The sequence below is a fragment of the Halomonas sp. SCS19 genome (assembly GCF_040147015.1).
Classification (GTDB): Bacteria; Pseudomonadota; Gammaproteobacteria; order Pseudomonadales; family Halomonadaceae; genus Halomonas; species Halomonas litopenaei.
Genome location: NZ_JAMSHN010000001.1, coordinates 4,176,062 through 4,198,225, shown reverse-complemented (window position 1 = coordinate 4,198,225; position 22,164 = coordinate 4,176,062). Strand labels below are relative to the sequence as shown.

General features: G+C 60.5%; 37 protein-coding genes. 34 read left to right on the top strand and 3 right to left on the bottom strand.

Annotated features, from left to right (window positions below; translation table 11 throughout):
• Positions 1-20: 20 nt before the first annotated feature.
• Positions 21-839 (bottom strand): XRE family transcriptional regulator, encoded by an 819-nt coding sequence (locus NFH97_RS18305; RefSeq protein WP_349625303.1) that lies wholly within the window; start codon positions 837-839, stop codon positions 21-23.
• On the opposite strand from NFH97_RS18305, the gene NFH97_RS18300 reads away from it, so the two are divergent.
• The 18 genes from NFH97_RS18300 to NFH97_RS18215 all read left to right on the top strand — a co-directional run bounded on the left by NFH97_RS18300 (position 838) and on the right by NFH97_RS18215 (position 10,304).
• On the top strand, positions 838-1,047 hold the full coding sequence (locus NFH97_RS18300) for a transcriptional regulator (RefSeq protein WP_213226967.1): 210 nt from the start codon (positions 838-840) through the stop codon (positions 1,045-1,047). The two genes, NFH97_RS18305 and NFH97_RS18300, sit on opposite strands and share 2 nt — an antisense overlap.
• A gap of 88 nt (positions 1,048-1,135) precedes the next feature.
• A complete protein-coding gene (locus NFH97_RS18295) occupies positions 1,136-1,600 on the top strand; it encodes a phage regulatory CII family protein (RefSeq protein WP_349625302.1) in 465 nt (154 codons plus the stop codon).
• Between the two features lie 64 nt (positions 1,601-1,664).
• Positions 1,665-2,762, top strand: a complete 1,098-nt coding sequence (locus tag NFH97_RS18290) for a replication protein (protein WP_349625301.1) — start codon at positions 1,665-1,667, stop codon at positions 2,760-2,762.
• Complete coding sequence (locus NFH97_RS18285; protein ID WP_348814329.1) at positions 2,653-3,258, top strand: hypothetical protein; 606 nt, start codon at positions 2,653-2,655, stop codon at positions 3,256-3,258. Before NFH97_RS18290 ends, NFH97_RS18285 begins: the two co-directional genes overlap by 110 nt.
• Positions 3,255-3,818 carry a hypothetical protein gene (locus NFH97_RS18280; protein ID WP_349625299.1) on the top strand — a complete coding sequence of 188 codons (564 nt, stop codon included), beginning with the start codon at positions 3,255-3,257 and terminating at the stop codon, positions 3,816-3,818. The genes NFH97_RS18285 and NFH97_RS18280 overlap by 4 nt, the downstream gene beginning before the upstream one ends.
• The gene (locus NFH97_RS18275) at positions 3,815-4,045 is read left to right on the top strand and encodes a hypothetical protein (RefSeq protein WP_108133147.1); all 231 of its coding nucleotides are present in this window, start codon (positions 3,815-3,817) and stop codon (positions 4,043-4,045) included. Before NFH97_RS18280 ends, NFH97_RS18275 begins: the two co-directional genes overlap by 4 nt.
• Positions 4,042-4,485 carry a recombination protein NinB gene (locus tag NFH97_RS18270; protein WP_249742709.1) on the top strand — a complete coding sequence of 148 codons (444 nt, stop codon included), beginning with the start codon at positions 4,042-4,044 and terminating at the stop codon, positions 4,483-4,485. Before NFH97_RS18275 ends, NFH97_RS18270 begins: the two co-directional genes overlap by 4 nt.
• Positions 4,482-4,685, top strand: a complete 204-nt coding sequence (locus NFH97_RS18265) for a hypothetical protein (protein WP_045993450.1) — start codon at positions 4,482-4,484, stop codon at positions 4,683-4,685. Before NFH97_RS18270 ends, NFH97_RS18265 begins: the two co-directional genes overlap by 4 nt.
• The gene (locus NFH97_RS18260) at positions 4,682-4,831 is read left to right on the top strand and encodes a hypothetical protein (protein WP_213226978.1); all 150 of its coding nucleotides are present in this window, start codon (positions 4,682-4,684) and stop codon (positions 4,829-4,831) included. The genes NFH97_RS18265 and NFH97_RS18260 overlap by 4 nt, the downstream gene beginning before the upstream one ends.
• Positions 4,828-5,271 (top strand): DUF968 domain-containing protein, encoded by a 444-nt coding sequence (locus NFH97_RS18255; protein ID WP_349625298.1) that lies wholly within the window; start codon positions 4,828-4,830, stop codon positions 5,269-5,271. Before NFH97_RS18260 ends, NFH97_RS18255 begins: the two co-directional genes overlap by 4 nt.
• A complete protein-coding gene (locus NFH97_RS18250) occupies positions 5,264-5,566 on the top strand; it encodes a hypothetical protein (RefSeq protein ID WP_204249012.1) in 303 nt (100 codons plus the stop codon). Before NFH97_RS18255 ends, NFH97_RS18250 begins: the two co-directional genes overlap by 8 nt.
• Positions 5,563-5,904: a DUF1064 domain-containing protein gene (locus NFH97_RS18245; RefSeq protein WP_108133142.1), complete on the top strand. Its 342-nt coding sequence runs from the start codon at positions 5,563-5,565 to the stop codon at positions 5,902-5,904. The genes NFH97_RS18250 and NFH97_RS18245 overlap by 4 nt, the downstream gene beginning before the upstream one ends.
• 231 nt (positions 5,905-6,135) lie before the next feature.
• Complete coding sequence (locus NFH97_RS18240) at positions 6,136-6,750, top strand: hypothetical protein (protein WP_289105743.1); 615 nt, start codon at positions 6,136-6,138, stop codon at positions 6,748-6,750.
• A gap of 318 nt (positions 6,751-7,068) precedes the next feature.
• Entirely contained in the window at positions 7,069-8,001 is a 933-nt protein-coding gene (locus NFH97_RS18235; RefSeq protein ID WP_222516470.1) for a sensor domain-containing diguanylate cyclase, read from the top strand.
• A gap of 270 nt (positions 8,002-8,271) precedes the next feature.
• The gene (locus tag NFH97_RS18230; RefSeq protein WP_349625297.1) at positions 8,272-8,775 is read left to right on the top strand and encodes a lysozyme; all 504 of its coding nucleotides are present in this window, start codon (positions 8,272-8,274) and stop codon (positions 8,773-8,775) included.
• 37 nt (positions 8,776-8,812) lie between these two features.
• Positions 8,813-9,127 carry a hypothetical protein gene (locus tag NFH97_RS18225; RefSeq protein ID WP_222516472.1) on the top strand — a complete coding sequence of 105 codons (315 nt, stop codon included), beginning with the start codon at positions 8,813-8,815 and terminating at the stop codon, positions 9,125-9,127.
• Positions 9,127-9,714: a hypothetical protein gene (locus NFH97_RS18220; RefSeq protein WP_349625296.1), complete on the top strand. Its 588-nt coding sequence runs from the start codon at positions 9,127-9,129 to the stop codon at positions 9,712-9,714. Before NFH97_RS18225 ends, NFH97_RS18220 begins: the two co-directional genes overlap by 1 nt.
• A gap of 128 nt (positions 9,715-9,842) precedes the next feature.
• Positions 9,843-10,304 carry a YfjT/YkfB family phage-associated protein gene (locus NFH97_RS18215; RefSeq protein WP_349590711.1) on the top strand — a complete coding sequence of 154 codons (462 nt, stop codon included), beginning with the start codon at positions 9,843-9,845 and terminating at the stop codon, positions 10,302-10,304.
• Between the two features lie 172 nt (positions 10,305-10,476).
• On the opposite strand, the gene NFH97_RS18210 is transcribed toward NFH97_RS18215, so the two are convergent.
• A complete protein-coding gene (locus NFH97_RS18210) occupies positions 10,477-10,650 on the bottom strand; it encodes a hypothetical protein (protein ID WP_349625294.1) in 174 nt (57 codons plus the stop codon).
• Between the two features lie 448 nt (positions 10,651-11,098).
• On the opposite strand from NFH97_RS18210, the gene NFH97_RS18205 reads away from it, so the two are divergent.
• Positions 11,099-11,365, top strand: a complete 267-nt coding sequence (locus NFH97_RS18205) for a hypothetical protein (protein WP_253029454.1) — start codon at positions 11,099-11,101, stop codon at positions 11,363-11,365.
• A gap of 128 nt (positions 11,366-11,493) precedes the next feature.
• Here the strand turns inward: NFH97_RS18205 and NFH97_RS18200 are convergent, their stop codons facing one another.
• Positions 11,494-11,778 carry a hypothetical protein gene (locus tag NFH97_RS18200; RefSeq protein ID WP_222561336.1) on the bottom strand — a complete coding sequence of 95 codons (285 nt, stop codon included), beginning with the start codon at positions 11,776-11,778 and terminating at the stop codon, positions 11,494-11,496.
• 36 nt (positions 11,779-11,814) lie between these two features.
• On the opposite strand from NFH97_RS18200, the gene NFH97_RS18195 reads away from it, so the two are divergent.
• The 15 genes from NFH97_RS18195 (at position 11,815) to NFH97_RS18125 (ending at position 21,885) form a co-directional block, all read left to right on the top strand.
• Complete coding sequence (locus NFH97_RS18195; RefSeq protein ID WP_222516476.1) at positions 11,815-12,273, top strand: hypothetical protein; 459 nt, start codon at positions 11,815-11,817, stop codon at positions 12,271-12,273.
• Positions 12,236-13,561, top strand: a complete 1,326-nt coding sequence (locus NFH97_RS18190; protein ID WP_108448744.1) for a terminase large subunit domain-containing protein — start codon at positions 12,236-12,238, stop codon at positions 13,559-13,561. The genes NFH97_RS18195 and NFH97_RS18190 overlap by 38 nt, the downstream gene beginning before the upstream one ends.
• A 1-nt stretch (position 13,562) precedes the next feature.
• On the top strand, positions 13,563-14,945 hold the full coding sequence (locus NFH97_RS18185; protein WP_349625293.1) for a DUF4055 domain-containing protein: 1,383 nt from the start codon (positions 13,563-13,565) through the stop codon (positions 14,943-14,945).
• Positions 14,938-16,098: a phage minor head protein gene (locus tag NFH97_RS18180; protein ID WP_349625292.1), complete on the top strand. Its 1,161-nt coding sequence runs from the start codon at positions 14,938-14,940 to the stop codon at positions 16,096-16,098. The genes NFH97_RS18185 and NFH97_RS18180 overlap by 8 nt, the downstream gene beginning before the upstream one ends.
• A 14-nt stretch (positions 16,099-16,112) precedes the next feature.
• A complete protein-coding gene (locus NFH97_RS18175) occupies positions 16,113-16,265 on the top strand; it encodes a hypothetical protein (RefSeq protein WP_157033133.1) in 153 nt (50 codons plus the stop codon).
• 95 nt (positions 16,266-16,360) lie between these two features.
• Positions 16,361-17,086 carry a hypothetical protein gene (locus NFH97_RS18170; RefSeq protein WP_045994880.1) on the top strand — a complete coding sequence of 242 codons (726 nt, stop codon included), beginning with the start codon at positions 16,361-16,363 and terminating at the stop codon, positions 17,084-17,086.
• Positions 17,087-17,097: 11 nt separating this feature from the next.
• Positions 17,098-18,057 (top strand): major capsid protein, encoded by a 960-nt coding sequence (locus NFH97_RS18165; protein ID WP_108448748.1) that lies wholly within the window; start codon positions 17,098-17,100, stop codon positions 18,055-18,057.
• A gap of 53 nt (positions 18,058-18,110) precedes the next feature.
• Positions 18,111-18,464 (top strand): hypothetical protein, encoded by a 354-nt coding sequence (locus tag NFH97_RS18160; RefSeq protein WP_349625291.1) that lies wholly within the window; start codon positions 18,111-18,113, stop codon positions 18,462-18,464.
• A 3-nt stretch (positions 18,465-18,467) separates the two neighbouring features.
• Complete coding sequence (locus tag NFH97_RS18155; RefSeq protein WP_108448750.1) at positions 18,468-18,842, top strand: DnaT-like ssDNA-binding protein; 375 nt, start codon at positions 18,468-18,470, stop codon at positions 18,840-18,842.
• Entirely contained in the window at positions 18,842-19,219 is a 378-nt protein-coding gene (locus NFH97_RS18150) for a hypothetical protein (RefSeq protein ID WP_349625290.1), read from the top strand. The genes NFH97_RS18155 and NFH97_RS18150 overlap by 1 nt, the downstream gene beginning before the upstream one ends.
• A gap of 57 nt (positions 19,220-19,276) precedes the next feature.
• Positions 19,277-19,657, top strand: coding sequence for a helix-hairpin-helix domain-containing protein (locus NFH97_RS18145; RefSeq protein WP_349625289.1), 381 nt, complete (start codon positions 19,277-19,279; stop codon positions 19,655-19,657).
• Between the two features lie 55 nt (positions 19,658-19,712).
• Entirely contained in the window at positions 19,713-20,108 is a 396-nt protein-coding gene (locus NFH97_RS18140; protein WP_052704536.1) for a hypothetical protein, read from the top strand.
• Positions 20,105-20,503 (top strand): phage tail terminator-like protein, encoded by a 399-nt coding sequence (locus tag NFH97_RS18135; RefSeq protein WP_349625287.1) that lies wholly within the window; start codon positions 20,105-20,107, stop codon positions 20,501-20,503. Before NFH97_RS18140 ends, NFH97_RS18135 begins: the two co-directional genes overlap by 4 nt.
• 61 nt (positions 20,504-20,564) lie before the next feature.
• Positions 20,565-21,479, top strand: a complete 915-nt coding sequence (locus tag NFH97_RS18130; RefSeq protein ID WP_349625286.1) for a phage tail tube protein — start codon at positions 20,565-20,567, stop codon at positions 21,477-21,479.
• A gap of 10 nt (positions 21,480-21,489) precedes the next feature.
• The gene (locus tag NFH97_RS18125) at positions 21,490-21,885 is read left to right on the top strand and encodes a phage-derived protein YdaY family protein (RefSeq protein ID WP_213227016.1); all 396 of its coding nucleotides are present in this window, start codon (positions 21,490-21,492) and stop codon (positions 21,883-21,885) included.
• Positions 21,886-22,164 lie beyond the last annotated feature (279 nt).

The following is a 22,164-nucleotide window of genomic DNA, read 5'->3' as shown; positions in this document are numbered from 1 at the left end:
TCACTGACCAGCAATGCCGATCAGTCAAAGTTCTCCCACCAGAAGACCCTGCCTAGGATCTTCGGGGCATCCGGATCGGCAAGGCTGTACACCTCCTCCGGGTACTCAACGCTATTCTCGCTGACCACGCGCACGCGGTTCAGAGGCATGCGGTAGAGGCGCTTCACGCGCAGCATGCCGTCATGGTCGAGGGCGTAGATCTTTCCATCTACGATGCTTCGGCTTCCCTTGTCGATGCCGATAGTGGCGCCATCGTTGATGGCCGGGAACATGGAGTCACCCTTAACGATAGCGAGAGCGGCGTTCTCAGGCTGCACTCCAGCCCTCGACAGGCGCGGCAGGCTAAAGCGCTCCTCCGCCCCGTGATTCTCGATGACCTGGGTGGCACAGCCATCGCCAGCGGCAAACTCCACCTCTCTGAACACTGGCAACATCACCTCGTCAGAACGCAGCGGCTCGCTACCCTCGATGATCTCGTGATCAATCAGCTCCGCATTGCCTTCTGCTGGGCGGCGCGGGCGTAAGTTCGAAACGTTGCTGGCACCGAGCATTTCACCTTTGCCCGTCGCCAGCCATTCAGCGCTGACAGAGCACACGTCAGCGATCTGGACGAGGTATGCGCTTGAGCGGGATTCCCCCTTCTCAAGATCAGAGATAGTGGCCTGCCGAACCCCTACCGCGTCCCCAAGCTGTTTCTGCGTTAAGCCTGCGTTTTTCCGGGCGCGGCGAACCCGATCTCCGATGTTCATACCAGAGAAAGATATAGGCGCACCTATACCGTTGCAAAAAGGATTTCCTGTATCTACTATATAGGCATTCCTTTTTTCCAAGGCCGGCATGATGGAAACTCCTATTTCTCGACTCATCAAGCACTTCGGTACCCAAGAGCGAACCGCTGAGGCGCTCGGGGTCAGTCAGGCAAGCGTTTCCGGCTGGTCCAGTGGAAAGCACGGCATTTCCGAGCTTCACGCATTGAAGGCTGAGCGACTCACGGGCGGGGCCGTTACGGCTGTCGAGCTTTGCCCCCGCCTGGCATCCGCCGCCTAACCACACCAACAGATTAACCAACGAAGCCCGCGAGCGGCACGGTATCGATCAGGAGAATTTCCCCATGGATAAACAACCAGTACGCGACATGGACGCCTTCATCGATCCGGTACACGACGCGGCGTTCAACAACTGCATCAAGGCCCTTGCCGTAAACGTCGGCATGTCTGCCAAGAGCCTTTATCGCCGCCTGGACGACAACGACGCGATGCCACTGCGCTTCGTGGACTTCGTGTCGATCTTCTGGAGTGTCGACTACGAGTCGCGCAAGGAAATGATCCAGCCGTTCCTGGATGACATGGGGATGGTCGCTGTGAAACGCACAGAGGAAGGCGTAGGCCGTGGCGACGTGCTGGGTTCGGTGCTGGACAGCCAGACAGAATCCGGTCGCCTGGCCGGCCTGATCCACCAAGTGATCGCCGATGGCGAGGTGGACGAAGACGAAGCAGCAAGCCTGGATGCGCAGTTCCGCGCTATCGAGGCAGCGACAGCCAAGTTGAAAGCCGACCTGGCGTCGATGAAGAGACCCGCCCTGCGTTCAGTCGGGCAGTGAACGTAACAAAGCCCGGCGTGCTGGGGAGCAAGGACCGGGCTTCATCACAAACAGTAGGTAAATCATGACAGATACCGCTCAGATATTCCAGTTCCCAAGCGCGCCCGAGGCGCCCAGGGAAAAGAGAGGTGCGCAGTTGGAAGACGGATATGTCCGTACTGCCAACGCTATCGTCGAGGCGCTTTGCAAGGCGCCATTGACGAGTAGAGAGGCCCGTGTCGTCCGTGCAGTAGAGCGAGCCACCTTCGGGTGGGATCGCTCCTCAGCACGCCTCTCGCAAAGCGTACTGGCCAAGATGACCGGCCTGACGTCGAAGCGTTGCAGCGAAGCCGTGAACGGCCTGTTGGCCAAGAAGGTTCTTCGTCGCGATGGCGGCTCGCAGGCACCGATCGGCATCAATACCCGCATCAGCGAGTGGGATTTCTCGGCTCAAAAGTCCCGGGTGTCCCCAAAACGGAAGCCCGATCCAACTTGGGGACACCGACCCCAAAATGGGGACGAAAAACGTCCCCAAGATGGGGACACAAATACAGACACTCTAGAACCTAAAGGTTCTAGAAAGTCCTCGAAGAAATCCTCGCCGAAGAAATGGGGTGACCCCGTTGACCACGAGATGGCCGAGCAAATGTTCGCCGCCATCAGTGCCGACCTGACCAACCCCAAGCGTCCGAACATGAGCTCCTGGGCAAACGAGTTTCGCCTGATGCGAACCCGTGACGAGCGCACCGTCGAACAAATCCGCTACCTGATCACCTGGACTGCCCAACACCAGTTCTGGTCAGGCGTCATCCTCAGCCCCGCCAAGCTGCGCGCCAAGTGGGATCAGCTCGAAATCCAGGTCAAGAAGCTCAAGGAGTCTCGTCATGAAAACCGCATCTCAGCTGGCAACCGTCGCGCAGAGCAGGATCGTGTCGCAGCGAGCCTCGCAGACCCCTACGACACCTCCTGGGCGGAAGGCCTGTTCGACGAAGGAGGAGCGCAAGGAGGAGATTCAGGCGCTGGTGAACCGGGCGTTTACTCGGCTGGAGGCGATTTTTCCGAGGACCTGGCGGATGTCGTTCTCGACGAACGAGATGCTTCAACTGGCCAAGCGGGAGCTCGGATTTTCGATGGCGAGGTGGTCATCACTGCCGACGATGGAATCGCTCGACATGGCCATTGAAGAAATCAAGCTCGAGGGCGGGAACTGGCCGCCATCCATCGCTGAGCTCTGCCGAATCTTCAAACCGAGCCTGAAAGACTTCGGGCTGCCGGAACCCGAGATCGCCTTCCGCGAGGCTTGCACCTACGCAGGCCGGATCATGGAGCACCACTGGAGCCACCAGGCCGTCATGGACGCCACCACTGCCACCGGCTCCTGGGATCTTCGCCACTGCTCCAGCGAAGGCGAGCGATACCGGCTGCGCAAGGTGTTCTTTGCCGAGTACGAGGCGCTGTGCAATCGACTCCTCGAAGGCGGCGAGCTGGATGACCGGGTAGCCCTTCTCGAAAGCGATGAGATGAAAAGCGATATCCGCAAGGCCCAAGAGGCCAGTGAGCGAAAGGCTCAGCAGGAGGCGGAGGATTTCTGGCGAACCCGTGGCGAAGAGCCGCCGAAGAGCACCGAAGAAACCATCGCTCGAATCAAAGGGATTCTCGCCGAAGGGGGTGATGCATGAGCGGGCGCATCTGGACCGAGGCCGAGTTGACCACCCTTCGCCAGCGCCTGGCCGAAGGCGTTACCCACCGAGCCATTGCCGAGGAGCTTGGCCTGACCAAGAGCTCTGTCAACCACAAGGCGTGGGACTTGGGCCTGACTCGCCAGGCCGGCCCCCGCCAACCCTGGACACGCCAGGAGCTGGACAGGCTCGAGCAGATCATTGCCAGCGGTGCCACCTACCAACAGGCAGCCGACAAACTGGGGCGCTCCCGCATTTCGGTGCGGGGCAAGGCCGCCGACATGGGGCTGTGCAACCCGGAGCGGGTCGGGGCCTTTCGCCGGAAAGACGTAGCCCTGGTGGCCGAGATCCACGACATCCTGGGCGACTGCATCGACTTCAAGGGCATGAACTGCTCCGAGTGCACTGCCTACCTCAATGCCATCGGCTACGAGGTCAGCAATTCGTGGGTCCACAAGCAGATCGGCGTGCTGGGCCCTAACTACCGCCGTTGGGCCAGGGAGAACGCCAAGCGCCGCCGCTCCCTGATCATGAGTATGCGCAGGAGGGCCGCCGCATGAACGCCGCCATCAAGTGCAACTACCGATCAACCATGACTGACTGCCCAGCGCACGCCGTGCACATGGCTGTGAACCGTGCCGAGATCAGCGGGAGGCGATACGGCGTTTTCTCATGCGGAGAGGGCAAGTTTCGTGTCCGCCGCGTCAAGGGCCGCCCTCAAAGCGCCCTGGAGATCATCACGCCCTCCTGGAGCTACGACAAAGCGTACCGCGAGGAGGTGGTATGAGCAGCAAAGAGCTGACCTACCAGATCGCCACCCTGCGGGACCTGGGCGGCGTCATCCAGATGGCGGCCCGAATGGCTGGCCGGGGCCTGGAAGCAGGCCCTGTCGAGCTGGTGCTTCGCCGGCCCAAGAACCAGCGGAGCCTCGACCAGAACCGCCGTCTGTGGGCCGTGCTGTCCGACGTCAGCCGACAGGTTGAGTGGTATGGCCGGCACCTCTCCAAGGAGGCCTGGAAGGACATTTTTTCAGCCGCCCTGGAGCGTCAGGACGTGGTGCCGGGACTGGAAGGCGGCTTCGTCATGATCGGCGGCCGCACCTCGAAGATGACCAAGCAGCGTTTCGCCGACCTGCTGACCCTGATCGATGCCTTCGGGGCCGAGCATGGTGTCCAGTGGAGCGACCCCGCCCTGCGAGTGCTCGATGAATACCGGGAGGCCGCATGAACGGATGCGCGTTATGTGGATCGAGCAATACAAGCGATTTCAGCCAGAAGGATCGGCGTCACACCTTCTGTCATACATGCAGGGGCCATGAATACCAGGGCCAGCTGATCGAGCAGAAGACTTGGGAGCGCTGGATGAACGGCGAGATCGATCGGCCAGCCCGCGAGGAGCAATTCGACCTGTTTGGGGAAACCGCATGAACCCGACATTCGCCCTATTCGCCGTAGCCATCGTGTCCTGCCTCGGCGCCTGTGCCGCCCTGGCTTGGGCGCAGCGCGAGGAGAAGCGCCGGGCCCGCGAGTCCATCCAGGAGCTGTTGGACAGGATCGACAGGAGGGATTCATGAAGCGCTCAGCCCTCCAGCGGAAGACACCGCTCCGCAACCGGGCGCCGATGGCCCGCAAGCCTTTGCAGAAGCGCCGCAAGGCGGCACAGAAGGCGTCGAGCGACACGCGGTGGCGTAGCGAGCGGTACCTGGCGTTCGTCCGGTCCCTGCCCTGCTGTGCGTGCGGCGGCCAAGCGCATTCAGCGCACCACGTGATCGGCATTTGGCACGCCAGCGGTATGGGCCTGAAGGCGCCCGATTCCCTGGCGATGCCTGTCTGCGACGGCCCCGGCGGCTGCCATCAGGCGATCCATGCCAGCCCCGAGATGCAGGCCCGACAGCCTTGGTGGCTGATCGACACCATCAACCGTGGCCTCGACCACTTCACTGACGAGCCCATCGTCGGCGCCCTGGCCGACGCCCTCGAGTTCATCGCCGCCAAGGAGGATGCCCATGGCTGACCACATCGACAACGCCCTGCTCCGCCACGAGGAGACGCTCGTCAGCGTCAGGGATCTGGCCCGGCCAATCCGCATGGGTGACGAGAAGCCGCGCAACAAGTACCACCGCGAGATCAAGCCTGGCGTGTGGGTTGATGTCTACGACGTCCTCGCCGCCTGGGCCGTCGACAATCCAGCGCTGCAACACCTGATCAAGAAGGCATTGCAGCCCGGCGAGCGGGGCCACAAGACCCGCGAGCAGGATCTGGCCGACATCGTGGCGAGCGCCAAGCGCGCCCAGGAGCTGGAGCAATGAGCGATCTAGCCCTGGGCCGCATGAAGGCCGGAAGGATGAACCAGACAGAGGCGGCCTATGCCGCCCTGCTCGAACAGCAGCGCGTCGCCGGCGAGATTGCCTGGTACCGCTTCGAAGGGCTCAAGCTGCGCCTCGCAGACAACACCTTCTACTCACCAGACTTCGCGGTAATGCGAGCTGATGGGCTGATGGAGTGTCACGAGGTGAAGGGCTTCTGGCGGGACGATGCCCGGGCAAAGATCAAGATTGCCGCCGACCTCTACCCCTTCCGGTTCATCGCGGTCATGAAGCGCCGCAAGAAGGATGGCGGCGGCTGGTCCGAGGAGGTGTTCGAGTGAGCGACAAGCAGAGCGAGCGCCCGCCAGATCGGCGCTACCACAACGACCCGAGGCGCCGGTCGTGAAGTGGTCACGGCGCAGCTCGCACAGCATCCAGAGCGGCGAGTGGACGATCAGCAGGACACGCCATGAAGGGAAGGATCTTTTCACCCTGTGGCGGCAATCAGAAGCAATCGGCATCTGCGGCACCGCCGACGAGGCCAAGGCACGAGCAAAACGGGAGAGCGCGGCATGATTACGACTGATCCGAAACTGGCATGGGCCATGGCACTCGACACCGGTGTTCGCTCTCAGATGGGCCCCATCCTCGAGGAGCTGGAAAGCGGTGGCGGCGTGCAGTTCACGAAGAAAGGCGGCACCGGCGCTGCCCACGGCATTGAGTACGGGCCGGTCTACGCCCGCATCTGCCGTCTGGAGCGTGAGCAGCCCACCCTGGCTGCAATCGGGCATGTGCTGTGCCATCCCTCGACCGAGCAGGCGAACGCCTATCTGGATGACGCTGTAGAAGCCGTCGAGGGCAAGGTGATCGCCAGCATCCCGAACTGGGGCGATGGTCGAGCCTGGCGCCCCGCGAAGAAAGAGCGCGTGCACTACCTGATCCACGTCGCCCTACTGGAGCGGCAGCGCAATCTGTCGAACGAGCAGCCGGCATGGGGCCCTGAGCGTATCGGCGCCACTATGGCCGAGTGGTACGGCGTGGCGATCACCACCCGGAAGTGGCACCAGGACTGGATGCCGGTGTGGTCCGTGATCCAGGCGTCGATCAACCACTGGGAGGGCGAAGCCATGGAGCCAATCAGCGAGACGATCGGCGATATGGTGAGAAATATCAGGAAGGCTGCATAAAGTGCTGGATTTCTAAGCCCCGATGTTGTACGTTATCTGTAAGCTGGACAGCGTACGCCCAAACAGCTAGCACATATCAAAGCCTCGCCCTCTCCGGCGGGGTTTTTTCGTATTTCACTAAGCTGCACGATAGCTTAGCTATTCAGGCCGCTCAAACAACGACATACTTCTGCCTCATACCGAAGGCCACGGAAATTGTACTCTTGGCCAATACACCAGCTCGACACTATTCTGCATTCTTCACGAAAATCTAATACGAATGTTAAGAAAGTTGTACAATATAGACAGAAGTCAAAGAGACTGATGCCGGGATGAGCCATGCGGGAATCTGCAAAAAACGAAGATCAGCTCAGCGAGAACGAGATACGCTGCATTTTCCAGAGTCTTGATGCGCTCATTTACGTCAGCGATCTAGATACCCACGAACTTATCTTCGTCAACAAAGCACTCCAAAGTAAATTTGGAGAGCCTTTAGGTAAAAAGTGTTGGCAATATTTACAACAAGACCAAGTCGGTCCGTGCAATTTCTGCACAAATTCTCTGATAGCGCCAGGGAACAAACCCTCGCTAGATCCAGTTGTGTGGGAGTTTAGAAACACTAGAGATAACCGGTGGTATCAATGCCGAGATATTGCAACCGTGTGGCCTGACGGCCGACTGGTTCGCATCGAAATAGCCATCGACATTACTGCGCAGAAGGACCTTGAGGAGAAGCTTCGTGTATCTAAAAAGGCTGCACAAAGGCTCGCATTACAGGATGAGTTGACCCATCTTCCTAATCGCCGATCCTTTCTAGCTGAGTGCGACAACGTACTTACATCCAGTGGTGATAATGCCCCGTTTTCTCTAGTAATGATTGATCTGGATAGCTTCAAGGCTGTTAATGATACCTATGGTCACCCAGCAGGAGACCATGTCTTGCATGCTGCTGCTCAACGCCTAAAAAGTCTAACGCGATCGTCAGACATCATTTGTCGTTTTGGAGGCGAAGAATTTGCCCTTGCGGTGCCTGGGGCGTCTACAGACGAAGCTTTATTATTGGCTGACAGGTTACGAAAAAATCTCAAAAGCTCACCTATTAATTACAAAGATTTTTCCATTACTGTCACTGCAAGCTTTGGAATTTCTGGCACGAATGGACAGGAAGCTTCGAGCCTCTCCCGACTATTAAGAGAAGCTGATATTGCTATGTATCAAGCTAAAAGAAACGGGCGAGATCGCGTGGAGGTCTACTCCTCGAATGAGGTGTGATTCTAAACTCTTCATTCGGCGCAGCAGGCTGTTGCACGACTCAATGATCCCTCGAAGTTAGTAACCGCATACCGTCCTTGATACTCGATCCGTTAGTTCAGGCAGACTTGTTCTTTCCTGCGCCCTGGCCTCCCGCCGGGGCGTAGTTCGTTATGCCGCCCTGCGAGCCTTCCCTCGCCCTGGTCGGGCGGCACCCTTTTCCGTGATTGACGCCGCCACCTGGTGTCTTTGCCCGTTCCTGCGGGCTGTTTTATTCCCCGAGGTGTTGCCATGCAGACCAGCCAGCGCGGACTGAACCTGGTCGCCGAGTTCGAGGGCCTCGAGCTTGAGGCATACCCCGATCCTGGGACCGGCGGCCATCCTTGGACCATCGGACGGGGCACAACTCGTTACCCCGATGGCTCCCCCGTTCAGCCCGGCGACACGATCACCGAGGATGAGGCATTCGCCTTCCTTTGTCATGACGTTGCCCGGTTCGAAGATGACGTCGAGCGCCTGGTGGTTGTACCGCTCAACCAGAACCAGTTCGACGCCCTGGTCTCGTTCACCTACAACGTCGGCCCTACAGCTCTCGAGACCTCTACCCTCCTGCGCAAGATTAATACCGGCGACTACCGTGGCGCCGCGGACGAGCTGCCGCGCTGGAACAAGGCTGGTGGTCGCGTATTGGCTGGGCTGACCCGACGCCGCAAGGCTGAGCGCGAGTTATTCCTGACGCCTGAGAGCGTCCAGTTTCACTGGCTTGACGAGACCGTCAGAGTTTCAAAGCCGTAAATCCGTATTGTCTACGCAGGCCCACCCAGGAGGCGGGATGTCTGAAACGAGTCCCGATACTGCCTTGAAGGCCAAGCCTATTCTCGAGAGGCACGTCCAAACCGTGCTCTTAGCCCTCGTCGTCGGCCTGCTCGCCTGGTCAGGAAACACCACCCTGACTCTGATCGAGACATCAGCGCGCCAGGACGAGCGCATATCCCAGCTGATCACATTGACCGAACAGCTTCGCGCTGACCTGCGAGAGGTCGGCAACGACTACATGACGATCAACGACGCAGCCATGTACCGCGATCAGATCAACAGCCGCATCGATGCCCTGGGCGCCAGGGTGTCGCGCTTGGAGAACCGGTGATGAACTGGAGCGAAGTTGGTGGATTCCTATCAGAGATCGCACCGAGCGTTGGCCAAGCGCTCAAAGAGGCTGCCCCTGGCATGGTTCAGGTCGCAGGCGCCGCGGCTGGCAATGCCGTTGTACCTGGCGCTGGTGGCCTGGTCGGTGCTGCTCTGGGTAAGCGCGTCGCTGACGCTCTGGGCACTGAGGCCACGCCGCAGGCGGTAGTGAGACAAGTACAGACTGACCAGGAAGCGGCCAAGGCCAAGCTGCGCGAACTCGACATCGAACTGACCCGGCTCTACCTGCAGGATCAGCAAGACGCACGAGCAATGCAGATCGCCACGCTCCAGGCTGACAAAGCTGGCTGGCTGGCCCGCAACTTCGTGTACCTGCTCGGCACTCTGGTGATCGTCGCAGTGTTCGCCTACATCGGCGCGGTGACGTTCGTCGAGCTGACGCCCACCGGGGAACGGTATGCCGACATCGCGGTGACGGGTATTGCCGCAGGCTTGATCAGTAGCGTTACCGGATTCTTCCTCGGGCGCCGACAGCGGCAAGAGAGCCAAGCGCCCCGCACGTTCATGGACGCGATCCAGAAGAGGTAGTGGAAAATCCAAGCCGTACGTAGGGTGTGCAATGATACCTAGTAGGATCCACTTTTCAGTGCCATTTTGGCTAAAGTAATGCGGCTATAGGCCGATGGGTATAGCTCCAGCACACTTTAGGAACCAGAATGAAGAAGTCCGCAATTACTCTCACGGCCATGGCCGCCTTGCTGAGCGCTACGTATGTCCAGGCCTTCGGTGAACTCAATAGCTGGTCCACGGGCTGGGGCCAAGGGGTGACCGAGTACGTGGCGGTGAACTCCAACGGCGATGAGCTTTACATTGCTTGTGACCCATACTCTCCCGTTTCCATGAGCCTAACAGTGGGCGAACGGAGCTATGGCGCTAACAGCGGCGGCGGATTCTCACTGCTTATCGACGGGCAAGAAATTCAGCACCCCTACGAAACTGACTCTAGGGTCGGCTCAGATACTTTCTACTATGCCTGGGAAGCACTAAGAAAAGCGCAAACCATCATTGCTGTGACAGCAGACGGAACCCGTGTTGAGCTTCCTATCAATGGGTCAGCAAAAGCACTCGATTCGACCGAAAGCCCGGCGTTCCCTTGCACCACTGGGTTCGATCTATAGCCGACCGGTTGGCCTTTCACGCCCTATGTCTTGTAGGGCGTTTTCGAAACCGTTCTCGAAGTTACTGAGACGATAGCGGGTTGCGCCCCACCCTAGGGCATTGGGGCGTTGCGTGCGTCCGAAATTCCTCGCATTCATGGACTTGTCAGCTACGAAGTGAATTCGTGTTCACTCAGTAAGAGTCAGTATCGCGGTTGAGCTTTTCGGCTTCTCGCTCCGCTGCTTCGCAGTCGTGGTAGGAAGCAATCACATCGTCGTTCAGATGCGTATCGACCACCTGCCAGTAATCGACCTTGGTGCTGTCGGGGTCAGTGAGCACTGAGCGAACTTGGAATCTGGCAGGCATTGTGGAGCTACCTCGCAATCACAAGGGTCACCCCTAGCATAGCCTAGGTGGCAGGCTCCACATTGAACGATAGAGCTGCCGCTTCGGCACGGGCTTCTGCCTCGCGGGAATGTCGCGAGACGATCACCCTGGATTCTTCATTGTAGTGCCGGCTCAACTTGACCACCGCCCACCTGACCTGACGACGTTTGGATGTCAGGTAGCTCTCAACCAAATACTTGTTCACCTCGACCACTCCTAGTGGTTGACAAAAGCGGTCGCAGAATATTCTCAGAACGAGCTGCTGGCAACAGGCTAATCATCGATCTATCAACGCTTTCTAATTTATGCCTGCGACTAGGAGCGAGTCACTACGCTCGAGATCGGTGAGGGGGCCGCAGGTTCACACGTGATCGTGACGAGGTAAGAGATGCAATGTGCCGAATGCCCGAGAGGGCGAGACGACTGCATGCCGCTATCCAGCCAGATGGCTGATGATGGCAGTTCGTTTCTCTGCGTTGGCTACAACCGACCGCAGGATCGGGTGGTGCCTGGTGATAGGTTCACCCACTGCTGGAAGAACAGCGCAGTGGATGAGCGAGGCCACTGGGATCGCCGCGACCTGCTCGACACAGTGATGGTCATGACGCATGCCCTTAGCCAGGACGAGAACATCCGTGTAGCCGAAGGCATGACTGACGAGCAGATGAACGAAGTCGTGTTCACGCCTGACTGAACACCCTGCAGCACCCGGAGGTGGTCCCCAACTACCAAGTGCGGACGCTGTGAAGCACTGCACTCCGTAGCCGCCGACGACTCTCAGGCGGCCTCTATGCGATGGTGACGAAATCGGAGCATCGCTCCTCATCTCGTTCGAAACACAAGGTATGGAATTCCTTCTCGCCCGAAGTAAAAAGAGCCCATCAACTCTTCACCGACCATAGATGCTTTGCTATCTGCCCGTCTCACGACGAAGGCATAAAGCTGTTTAGCCGAGTCATCGATGTACCGGTAGTGGATATAGCCAGCTGTAGAACCTACGTCGTACGTAAAGCCGAGTATCTCCGCGACGGGGAGAGAAAAATTTTGCGGAATATCAGGCGCTTGTTCGTTTGGCAATTTTATTTGCTTAAAAGCTAGCTGGGCCATTTTCCCTCCTGCCTAATAAAATGTTGGATATCAATAATGGCCAGACCCACCAAGTACAAAGCGGAGTTCGCCGAGCAGGCCCGCAAGCTGTGCTTGCTGGGCGCCACAGACGCCGAACTCGCTGACTTTTTTGGAGTGGCAGAATCCACTATCAATAAGTGGAAGCTCAATCACAAGGGGTTTTCGGAGTCCATAAAAAGCGGAAAGGTGATGGCAGATGCGGAGGTAGCCACTCGCCTCTATGAGAGAGCTCTCGGCTATAGCCACCCCGAGGAGAAAGTGTTCAACAACCAGGGCGAGATCGTCACCCACCAGACGACTAAGCACTACCCGCCTGACACTACCGCCGCCGCCATATGGCTGAACAACCGCAAGCCAGACAGGTGGCGCAACAAACCCGAACCAGACGGACAGGACGACGCGCCTCAACCGGTCAACGTCGTCTTCAAGGTGCAGGATGCCAGCGACCCCGATCGAAACCGAGGCGACGCTTAATCGCCCGCAAGGTCAGTTCCTGGCGATGCAGCAGAAGTTCCGGGCCTATGTTGCCGGCTTTGGCTCTGGAAAGACCTGGGTCGGCTGTAGCGGGATCGGCGCCCATGCTTGGCAGCACCCGCGCATCAACATGGGGTACTTCGCCCCGACCTATCCTCAGATCCGGGACATCTTCTACCCGACCATCGAGGAGGTCGCACACTCACTCGCCTTGCGCGCTGAGGTGCGAGAGGCAAACCGCGAGGTCCACCTGTATAGCGGCCGGCAGTACCGCTCCACGGTGATATGCCGCTCGATGGACAAGCCTGGCAGCATCGTCGGCTTCAAGATCGGGCATGCCCTGGTTGACGAACTCGACCTGATGGCTACTGCCAAGGCCGAAATGGCCTGGCGCAAGATCATGGCGCGGATGCGCTACAAAGTCGACGGGCTCAAGAACGGCATCGACGTGACGACGACGCCCGAGGGGTTCAAGTTCGTCCACCAGCAGTTCGTCAAAGCGTTGCGTGATAAGCCGTCTATGGCACAACGCTACGGTCTGGTTCAGGCATCGACCTATGACAACGAGGCGAACCTGCCAGATGACTACATCGACGCTCTGCTGGAGGCCTATCCGCCGCAGCTGATCGATGCCTACCTGCGTGGCCTATTCGTCAACCTGACCACTGGCACGGTCTACCGTCAGTTCGATCGGGCGCTGAATGCTTGCATGGACACCGTGCAGCAGGGCGAACCGCTGTTTATCGGCATGGACTTCAACGTCGGCAAGATGGCGGCGGTGACCCATGTGAAGCGTGACGGCGATCCTCGCGCGGTGGACGAAATCATGGGGGGGCACGACACCCCCGACATGATCCGCCGCATCAAAGAGCGCTATTGGCGCTATGACGGCGACGATTACATCAAGACCTGCGAAATCCACGTATACCCCGACGCCTCGGGCGACTCGCGCCGGTCAGTGAATGCGTCGACAACGGACATTGCTCAATTGCGTGACGCCGGCTTTCGGGTGGTGGTGAACGCCAGCAACCCACCCGTCAAGGACCGCGTCAACTCGATGAATGCGGCGTTTTGCAACGCCAAGGGCGAGCGCCGTTACAAGGTAAACCCCTATGCATGCCCAGCCTATACCGACGCGTTAGAGCAGCAGGCATGGAACAAACAAGGCGAACCTGACAAAGAGAACGACAAGGATCACCCCAACGACGCTGCCGGGTACTTCATTGTGAAGGATTACTTGGTCAACAAGCCGAAGGTCGGCATGAAACGCATTCGAGGACTCGCCTGATATGCCTGTCACCACGACACACCCCCAATACGACGACAAGCTCACCGATTGGGAGCTGATGCGCGACAGCATCGAAGGGGAAGGCGCTATCAAGGGTGCTGGCATCGGCTACCTGCCGAAGACCAGCGGTCAGCTGGCCCTCGAGCACCAGGCGAAAACCGACGAAAGCGCGATGCTGTCGCTCGACGAGGCCCGGGAGATCTACCAGTCCTATAAGCGGCGCGCCCAATACCCGCTGTGGGTGAAGGACTCGCTGCGCACGATGATGGGGCTTGTGTCTCGCCAGGAACCCGAGATAAACCTACCGACCTCCCTAGCCTCCCTTCAGGACGAGGCCACGGCCGACGGCTTCCCGCTCAAGACACTGTTCCTGCGCGCCGTGCGGGACTTGCTGGCCTACGGCCGGCAGCCGCTGCTCGCAGACTGGGATGGCGGCGGCCGCCCCTACGTAGCCGCCTACGGCGCTCTCGACGCCATCAACTGGCGCGAGGCTGATGTCGACGGACGCCGCGACCTGGTGCTGAGCGTGCTGCGCGAGGCCGTGCACCAGGGTGACGAGTTCAGTCACGACAGTGAGGCCCGCTACCGAGCGCTCGACCTCAACGAGGGTCGATACCGGGTGCGTCTGCTGGATGAGCATGGCGAAGCAGTCGGCGAGGAAGACATGCCGGGCACTAACCAGGCGCCGCTCGACTTCATCCCCCTGGTCTTCTTGGGCAGCACCGACAACAACGCCGACACCGACGAGATTCCTCTGCTGACCATGGCGAAGGCGGCGCTCAAGAGCTACCAACTCTCGGCAGACTACTACACCAGCCTCCACTACACCTCGCATCCCCAACCGTGGATCGCCGCGGACCTGGGCGAGGACGAGCAATTCAGTGTCAGCGGCCCCATGGCCGCCTGGAATGTGGGCAAGGACGGCAAGGTCGGGTATCTGGAATTCCAGGGTGCTGGCATCGAGGCCAACCGCACAGCGATGCAGGACCAGCGAAACACCGCGTTGGAGGCTGGGGCCAGAGTGATTGATGCAGGGGCCGACGAGTCCGGCGAGGCCCGCAAGGCCCGCCAGAGCGATCAACACACCAGCCTGTACAGCGTCGTGGTTACCGCGGCCGAGGGCATTGAGCAGCTGCTTCGCTACTTCGGCCGCTGGCTGAACCTGCCGCAGGCCGACATCGATGCCATCGCGTTCAAGGTCGAGCCCGAATTCACCAAGGCCGAGATCGATGCCGCAATGATGGGCATCGTTCGCGATCTGCGCCTGGCCGACGAGGTGCCGCAGGCGGTGCTGTTCGAGTCGTTGCGCAAGGCCGGGGTCACCAATCTCGCCGACCAGGACCTGTTGGCCCTGCTCGATGGTCAGGTAACCGACGATGAGTGATCGTGAGGACGCACAGCGCCGGATCGTCACCGCTCTGGCGCAGCATGTCTCATACCTGCACCGCACCGGCACAGCGCACGTCAATAAGGCGCTGGCGATCATCGACGAAATGAGCGCCGAGCTTCCTCGGGAGATCGGCGAGCGCCTCGACAACCTGACGCCTGCCGAGCTCCAGGCGTTCGCCCGGGGCCGCTACCACACGACTCGGCTCAAGGGGTTGCGCGACGCAATCGACCGCTGGGTCTCGACGCTTGGCGAGCGCATCAAGTCCATGAGTCTCAAGGAGCTGGCGGCCCTAGCCGATCAGGAGGCGGGATACGTCCGCGACCTCATCGCCCAGGCGGTAGAGGGCGAGATCCCGCCGGCTCCTGCTGTGGCATCGGCCGCTCTCTCCCGACCGGTGATGGGGGAGTTCGTCGAGGACATGCTGGCCGACATCGGGCCGGCCACCCGCAACCGGGTCTACAGCACCATCCGCCAAGGCGTCAGCGAGGGCCAGAGCAACAGCCAGATCATCCGGGCCCTGCGCGGGACACCGGCGCTCAAGTACCGCGACGGCGTGCTGCAGACGACGCGCAACAACGTCGACAACGTGGTTCGCACGGCCCGGCAGCACATGAGCAACGAGGCCTACCGGGAGACCTACAACGCCCTGGGCGTCACGCATGTGGTCTGGGTGGCTCAGCTTGAGGGCCGGACCTGTCGCCGCTGTGCCCCGCTGGACGGTCGGCGCTGGAAGATCGACGAGCCGCACCCGGAACCGCCGCTTCATCACCGATGCCGATGCAGCCTGGCGCCCTCCCTCGACGGCGACTTCATGGGCCAGCGGCCCTACGTGCGCGCCCTTAAGGTCAAGGGGCGCGACGACCAGGCCAAGTTCCGCAGCATCGGCAACATGACCAAGAAGCAGCGCGAAGCTGCCGGCCTTGAGGTTGGTCAGGTTAGCGCAGGCACCACATACGCCGACTGGTTCGCGAGCCAGAGCGCCCGGTATCAGCGCGAATGGCTGGGAGACCGGCGCTACCGACTCTACAAAGAGGGCGGCTACAGCCTGGACCGATTCACCGATCCTCGGCAACGCGAGTACACGCTGGACGAGTTGAGAGCACGCGACCGCGAGACATTCGCCGAGGTGTTTGGCGAGGCGGCATGAGGTAGGCTGACAGCATGACCCCAGCCGATCCCGATTTCATCACCTGGTGGCGACTATGGCGCCTGCTGCAGTCCGGCAGCGGAACGCTCGCCGACCAACTCCAGGCCCGCCTCTGCTGGAACCTCTCTTTCGAGGTTCGACGCCGCCTAGGCGATTTCGAAGACTGACCAACAATTTTATTCAAAGCCCCGCCATTGAGCGGGGTTTTTTAATGGCTGCTCGCCAGGCGGGCGGCCTCAACGCGCTCAAGGAGCACAACACCATGCCACTGGAAATCGACTTCTCTGAACTCGGCATCGAGCTGGAAGAAGACAAGGCCAAGGCTCTCAAGGAGGCGCTGGACGCCAAACATGAGGAAGCGCTCAACAGCGAGGTCAGCGGCCTCAAGTCAAAGCGCGACCAACTGCTCGAATCACAGAAAACGCTCAAGTCTCAGCTCAAGCAATTCGAGGGGCTGGACCCCGAGCGGGCCCGCAGGCTCGAGCAGCAGCTGGCCGAGAACGAGGAGGCCCAGCTGATCGCCGACGGCAAGCTCGACGAGGTGCTGAACAAGCGCACAGAGCGGATGCGGGAAGGCTATGACCGCCAGCTGAGCGAGGCTCAGCAGACCGCAGAGAGCGCCAAGGCGTTCGCCGACAAGTTCCGCGGCCGGGTCATGAGCGACGAGATCCGAACTGCGGCCGCCGAAGTCGGCATCGTGGACTCGGCTGTTCAAGACGCAGTCTACCGCGCAAGTTCGCTGTTCGAAGTCGATGACGAGGGCAACGTTGTGCCCCGAGAGGAGGCCGGTCTGGATGCAGACGGCAAGCCTCTCACCCCTTCCGCATGGCTTGAGTCCATGCGCGAGAAAGCTCCGCACTGGTTCCCGCAGCCCAAGGGGTCGGGGGCGCCGGGTGGCGGAGGTGGTTCCTCAGCGCCAAGGGCGTGGAAGGACGCGAAGTCTACCGCCGAAAAGGTGGAAATCCTGAAACGCAAGCAAAACCAATGAGGTAGCGCCCTATGGCACTCTCTGATATGAAAGTCTTCAACGACTTCCTGTACTCGGCAGCCACCGAGACCATCCGCCAGCAGATCGAACTGTTCAACGCCGCCACCGGCGGTGCTCTGCAGCTCCAGCAGGCGGGCAACGTGGGCGATTTCGCTCACGAGGCCTCCTACAAGGCCATCGCCAACCTGATGCGTCGTCGCAACGCCTACGGCACCGGCGCCGTCACCCCGACCACTCTGGCCCAGATGGACCATGTGGCGGTGAAGATCGCTGGCGGCACCTCCCCGGTGGAGTTCCAGCCCCAGCAGTTTCAGTGGATTCAGCGTCAGCCCGAAGAGGCCGGTGTGGTGATCGGCGAGCAGGTCGCTCGAGGCGTCATCGCCGATGAGGTGAACACCGCCATCCTGGCCCTGCAGACCGCGATGATCGGCAACTCCGCCGTGGCACACGACGCCACTGCTGGCACTCTGAATCTGAACGCCCTCAACAAGGGCGCCGGCAAGTTCGGCGATCGCATGATGGACATCATGGTCTGGGTGCTCCACTCCAAGCCGATGACCGACCTGTTCGACGGCGCCCTGACCAACGGCAATCAGCTGTTCGAATTCGGCACCGTGCGCGTCACCCAGGATGGGTTCGGCCGCCGGTTCGTGATGACCGACTCTCCTGCGCTGTACGAGGCCGATGGTGGCGGTGCTGGCACCGACCACTACCACACCCTTGGTCTGGCCGAAGGCGCCGCGGTTGTCGAGGACAACAACGACTACTACGCCACCGTCGAGGAGAAGACCGGCGACGAGAACATCCGCCGGATCTTCCAGGCCGAGTACACCTACAACCTCGGCCTCAAGGGCTACTCCTATGGCGGCACCAAGTCGCCCGACGACGCCACCATCGGCACCGGCGGGAACTGGTCGCAGATCGCCAGCGATGTTAAGGACACCGCCGGCGTCATCGTGACCTCTCTGTGATCCCTGGCGGGCGGCCTACGGGTCGCCCGCTGGCCAGCTGATAGGAGTCAGCCATGCACCTGATCTACACCACGCGCCGCCGCGGCTTCGAGCCCGGGCGGCAGTACCGCAATCCCCGCTTCTTCGCCGGCGCCGACAAGGCCGCCACCAGCGTCACCGTCGAGGGCCATCACCCCGACGTGGTCGCCGCCTACGAGGCCGCCGGCATCGAGGTCGAGGTGATCGGCGCCGAAGAACCGCGTCCGGACGATGCCGAGTCCGACGAGCGGGCCCGCCGCGCCGAGCTAATGAACGCCATCGAGCACGCCACCGGCAAGCGCCCCGGTGCCAACACCAAGACCGAGACCCTGGAACAGCGGATGGCCGAGATCGAGTCCGGCAGCCAGGACGAAGACGGGCAGGAGTAACCCATGGCCACCTACGTCACCGTTGACGATGTCGACACCAAACTGGGCGCCGGCTGGGAAGGCTCGGGCGACAAGACGCGCGCCGTGCTGGAGGCCAACACCTGGCTCACCGCCAAGCGGGCCCGGCTCGCCGATCCTGTCGACGATGACGTGGTCATGGCCGGCGCCCTGCTGGCCCAGGAGGCGGCGAATGGCCGGCTCTACGCCGACACCGACGGCGCCGTGAAGCGCGAGCGGGTAAGGGCCGACACCGTCGAGGTGGAGACCGAGTACCAGGACGGCGCCCAGGCGCAGACCGGCGCGCTGTCGATGATCTCCGACCTGCTGGCCCCGTACCTTCCGAAGACCAACGGGGTCACCATCCTCAAGAGGTTGTGATGGGCTACATCCAGGATAAGATCAACGCCAAGGTGCCCAAGGCGTTCGACGGCAAGCTGAGTGACGCCGTGCGGCCCTTCACTGGCTCCCGCGAGATAGCCGGCGAGTACGATCCAGTGACTGGCAGCAGTACGACAACGGTAGCCTACTCTGGCCGAGGGGTATTCAGCGGATACTCGGTCCAAGAGGTCGACGATCAGCACATCAGGCGTACCGACGTGAAACTCTCCGGCGTACTCCAGAATGAACTGATCTTGGACGCTGAGCAGGCCCCGGCCACGCCCAAGGTCGATGACACCATCGACGGCATGCTGGTGGTTAACGTTGGGCAGGATCCAGCCAAAGCCACTTGGACTCTGCAGCTCAGGAGACCGTAAACTGAGTTGGAACAAGCGGCTACAATAGCTACACCTCCCAAACCCGACGGTTATAGAATGGGCAATGACAACGACTTACTGGATCAATTTGCTGTTGAGGCGATGAAGTCTCTGGTCACGGCCGAGGGCGTAGAGCTTCTCAACACCGACACCCGGCATCGGGCAGCGATCGCAAGAACCGCGTACAGCATCGCGGCGGAGATGTTGAAAGAGCGAGAATTGGCTCACAAAGAGCAGGAATGGTCTGCAGTCAATGTTCACGACCTCGTCAAACGCGCAAAGACCAAGTCTTTCCTGCGTCACTTTGGCATATCCACCGTTGCTCAAGCCATGAAGCTATCCCTTCAGGAGCTGCGCAGAACGGAAGGGGTTGGTCCAGCCCTCATTGAAGATTTGCAGCAAGCTTTGAAACCCTACGGTGGCCTGCGATCACGCTAGGGCCTGCCGCTACTTGCCCAGCCGACGTGCTGGGTTTTTTACGCCTGGAGAAAAAATGACGACGCGCAAGGGATGGTCCAAATCACTTTCCGGCTTTGCGCGAGAAGTGGAGTACGCCCTGGACAAACAGCAGGGTGAAATGGTGCTGTTCGCTCTGCAGCAGCTCATTCTTCACTCACCTGTCGACACAGGAGCCTACAAGGGGAGTCATCTGGTTACCGTGAATGGCAGTGACAACTCAGCGGTGCCCGAGCCGGACAAGTCAGGCGCCCGAGTCCGGCGAGATGCCGAGGCTGTTTTGTCAGCCGCCCGGGGCAAGCCCTTCAAAGCTGTGATCCTTCAGTCAAACATAATCTACGGCGAGAGCCTGGAACATGGGCATTCACAGCAGGCGCCTCTAGGCGTCTATTCCATTGCCTTCGAATCCTTGCGTGCGAGGTATATCAATTGACCTTCGACGAGATCCGCATCGCTATCGAGTCGCGCATGGTGGCGTGGGATGGCGTGCCCGTGGCCTATGACGGCGCCCCCAGCGGACCGAACGTAGATGCGGCCATCGCCAACCAAGAGCCCTGGGTGAGGCTGACCATCCAGCACGGCGACAGCTTCGTCGCTGGTCTCGGCTCCGAACCCTGCGTTCGCCGCCCCGGGCTGATCATGTGCCAGGTGTTCACCAAGGACAATCAGGGCAGCCGGCAGGCGTACCAGATCGCCGACTCCCTGGCCGCGCATCTACAATTCTGGCGTACCGGGCACCTTGAGACTCTCGCCTCCTCAGTGCAGCGCGTAGGCCCCTCTGACGGCTGGTATCAACTGAACGTATCGACGCCCTTCCGCGTCGGCTAAACCGCCCCACCGCCCACCTCCGAGCCGCCTTGAGCGGCTTTTTTCATGCCTGGAGAAAATCATGAGCTCAGGTTCTCAGATCGCAACCTACCTCGCTCCCGAGTCCACGCCCGGGGAAACGCCCGATCCGGCGACCTGGGACACTCTGCGCCTCACCGGCAATACCCTGACGCCCAACGTCTCCACCGAGGTCTCTGCTGAGATCCGCGAGACGCGCATGCAGGGCGGCAGCATCATCACCAGCCTCGACTACTCCGGCGACCTGGCTGGCGAGATGAGCGCGGGCACGTTCGACAAGCTGCTCGAGGCAGCCTTCTACGGCACCTGGGCGACTGATGTGCTGGAGATTGGTGCTGACCGCCACACCTTCACCATCGTGAAGGCATTCAAGGACATCGGCGTCTACTCAACCTTCAAGGGCGTGCACATCGGTGCCATGCAGCTCGACATCCCCGAAGAAGGCAAGGTGACCTGCAGCTTCACCGGCATGGGCCTCGGCTATGAGGACGGCGAGACCGACCCGACTGCAGCAGGCACCGTGAATCCTCAAACAACCACCGTGGCGATGGGCTCGGCCACCAGTGTTGGCGACATTCTGGTCGACGGCGCCACCTTGGCCGGCGAGGCCTGTATCAGCGCCCTGTCCATGTCGATCGACAGCACGATGAAAACCCAGCGCTGCCTCGGCAAGACCGGTCCCGGCGCCCTGATTGCCACATCGGCCAACGTCTCCGGGTCGCTCACCATGGCCTGGAGTAAGGCGGCCTGGAACCAGTGGAAGAAGATGCTGACCCGCGAAGCTATAGCTGTGTCCTTCCCTCTGACCGATGCCGCTGGCAACAGCTACACCTTCGAGCTGCCCGAGATCGAGATCGATGGCGAGCTGCCTGACGGCGGTAACGAGGACATCGTGCAGGTGTCGCTCAACTACACCGCCAAGAACACCCCCATCAAAGTCACCCGCGTGCTGGCATAAGGAATCCTCGATGGCTTTCAATGCAAAACGATACTCACCTGACGCCTTCACTCAGGGCGTTTGGCTAGCAATCATGGGCGGCCAGTTCAAGGTCGCCCGAGCTGGCAACCCCATTTACGAGCAGGCGCTGGAGGAATCCGGTTATCGGAAGAAGATCGAGCCTGCTGAGAAAGAGCGCGCCCTGTACACGGCCATCGCCACCGGCGTTCTTCGAGACTGGAGCGGTGTCGAAGACGACAGCGGCGAGCCGATCCCCTACAGCATCGAAAATGCAGTTGAGGTGATGCTGGACAATCCTGATCTGGTGGCGCGCATTCTCAGTCAGGCCAACGACCTGTCCAACTTTCGTCGTGAAGACATTGAGGACCAAGGAAAAAAGCCGCGGCAGCGCTCAAATACCGCCTGACAACAGCCGGACGAGAAACCAAGCTCGCCACGATTGCAAAGGCGCTCAATCTCTCTAGACAGGTTGAGCCGCCTGAGATCGACGAGCGCTGCGCCTTCTGGCTGCATCTGTTTGACCTTCTCTCCCCTTCAAGGCCTGCCGGCTCCGGTACCATCCAACCCATACCGTTGTCTGAGATGGCTGCCTTGCGCCAGATGATGGTGCTACCCTGCTCAGCGGACGAGTTCATCTCTGTCATTCGGGAGATGGACTGGGCATACATGGAAAGCAGGGGATAAC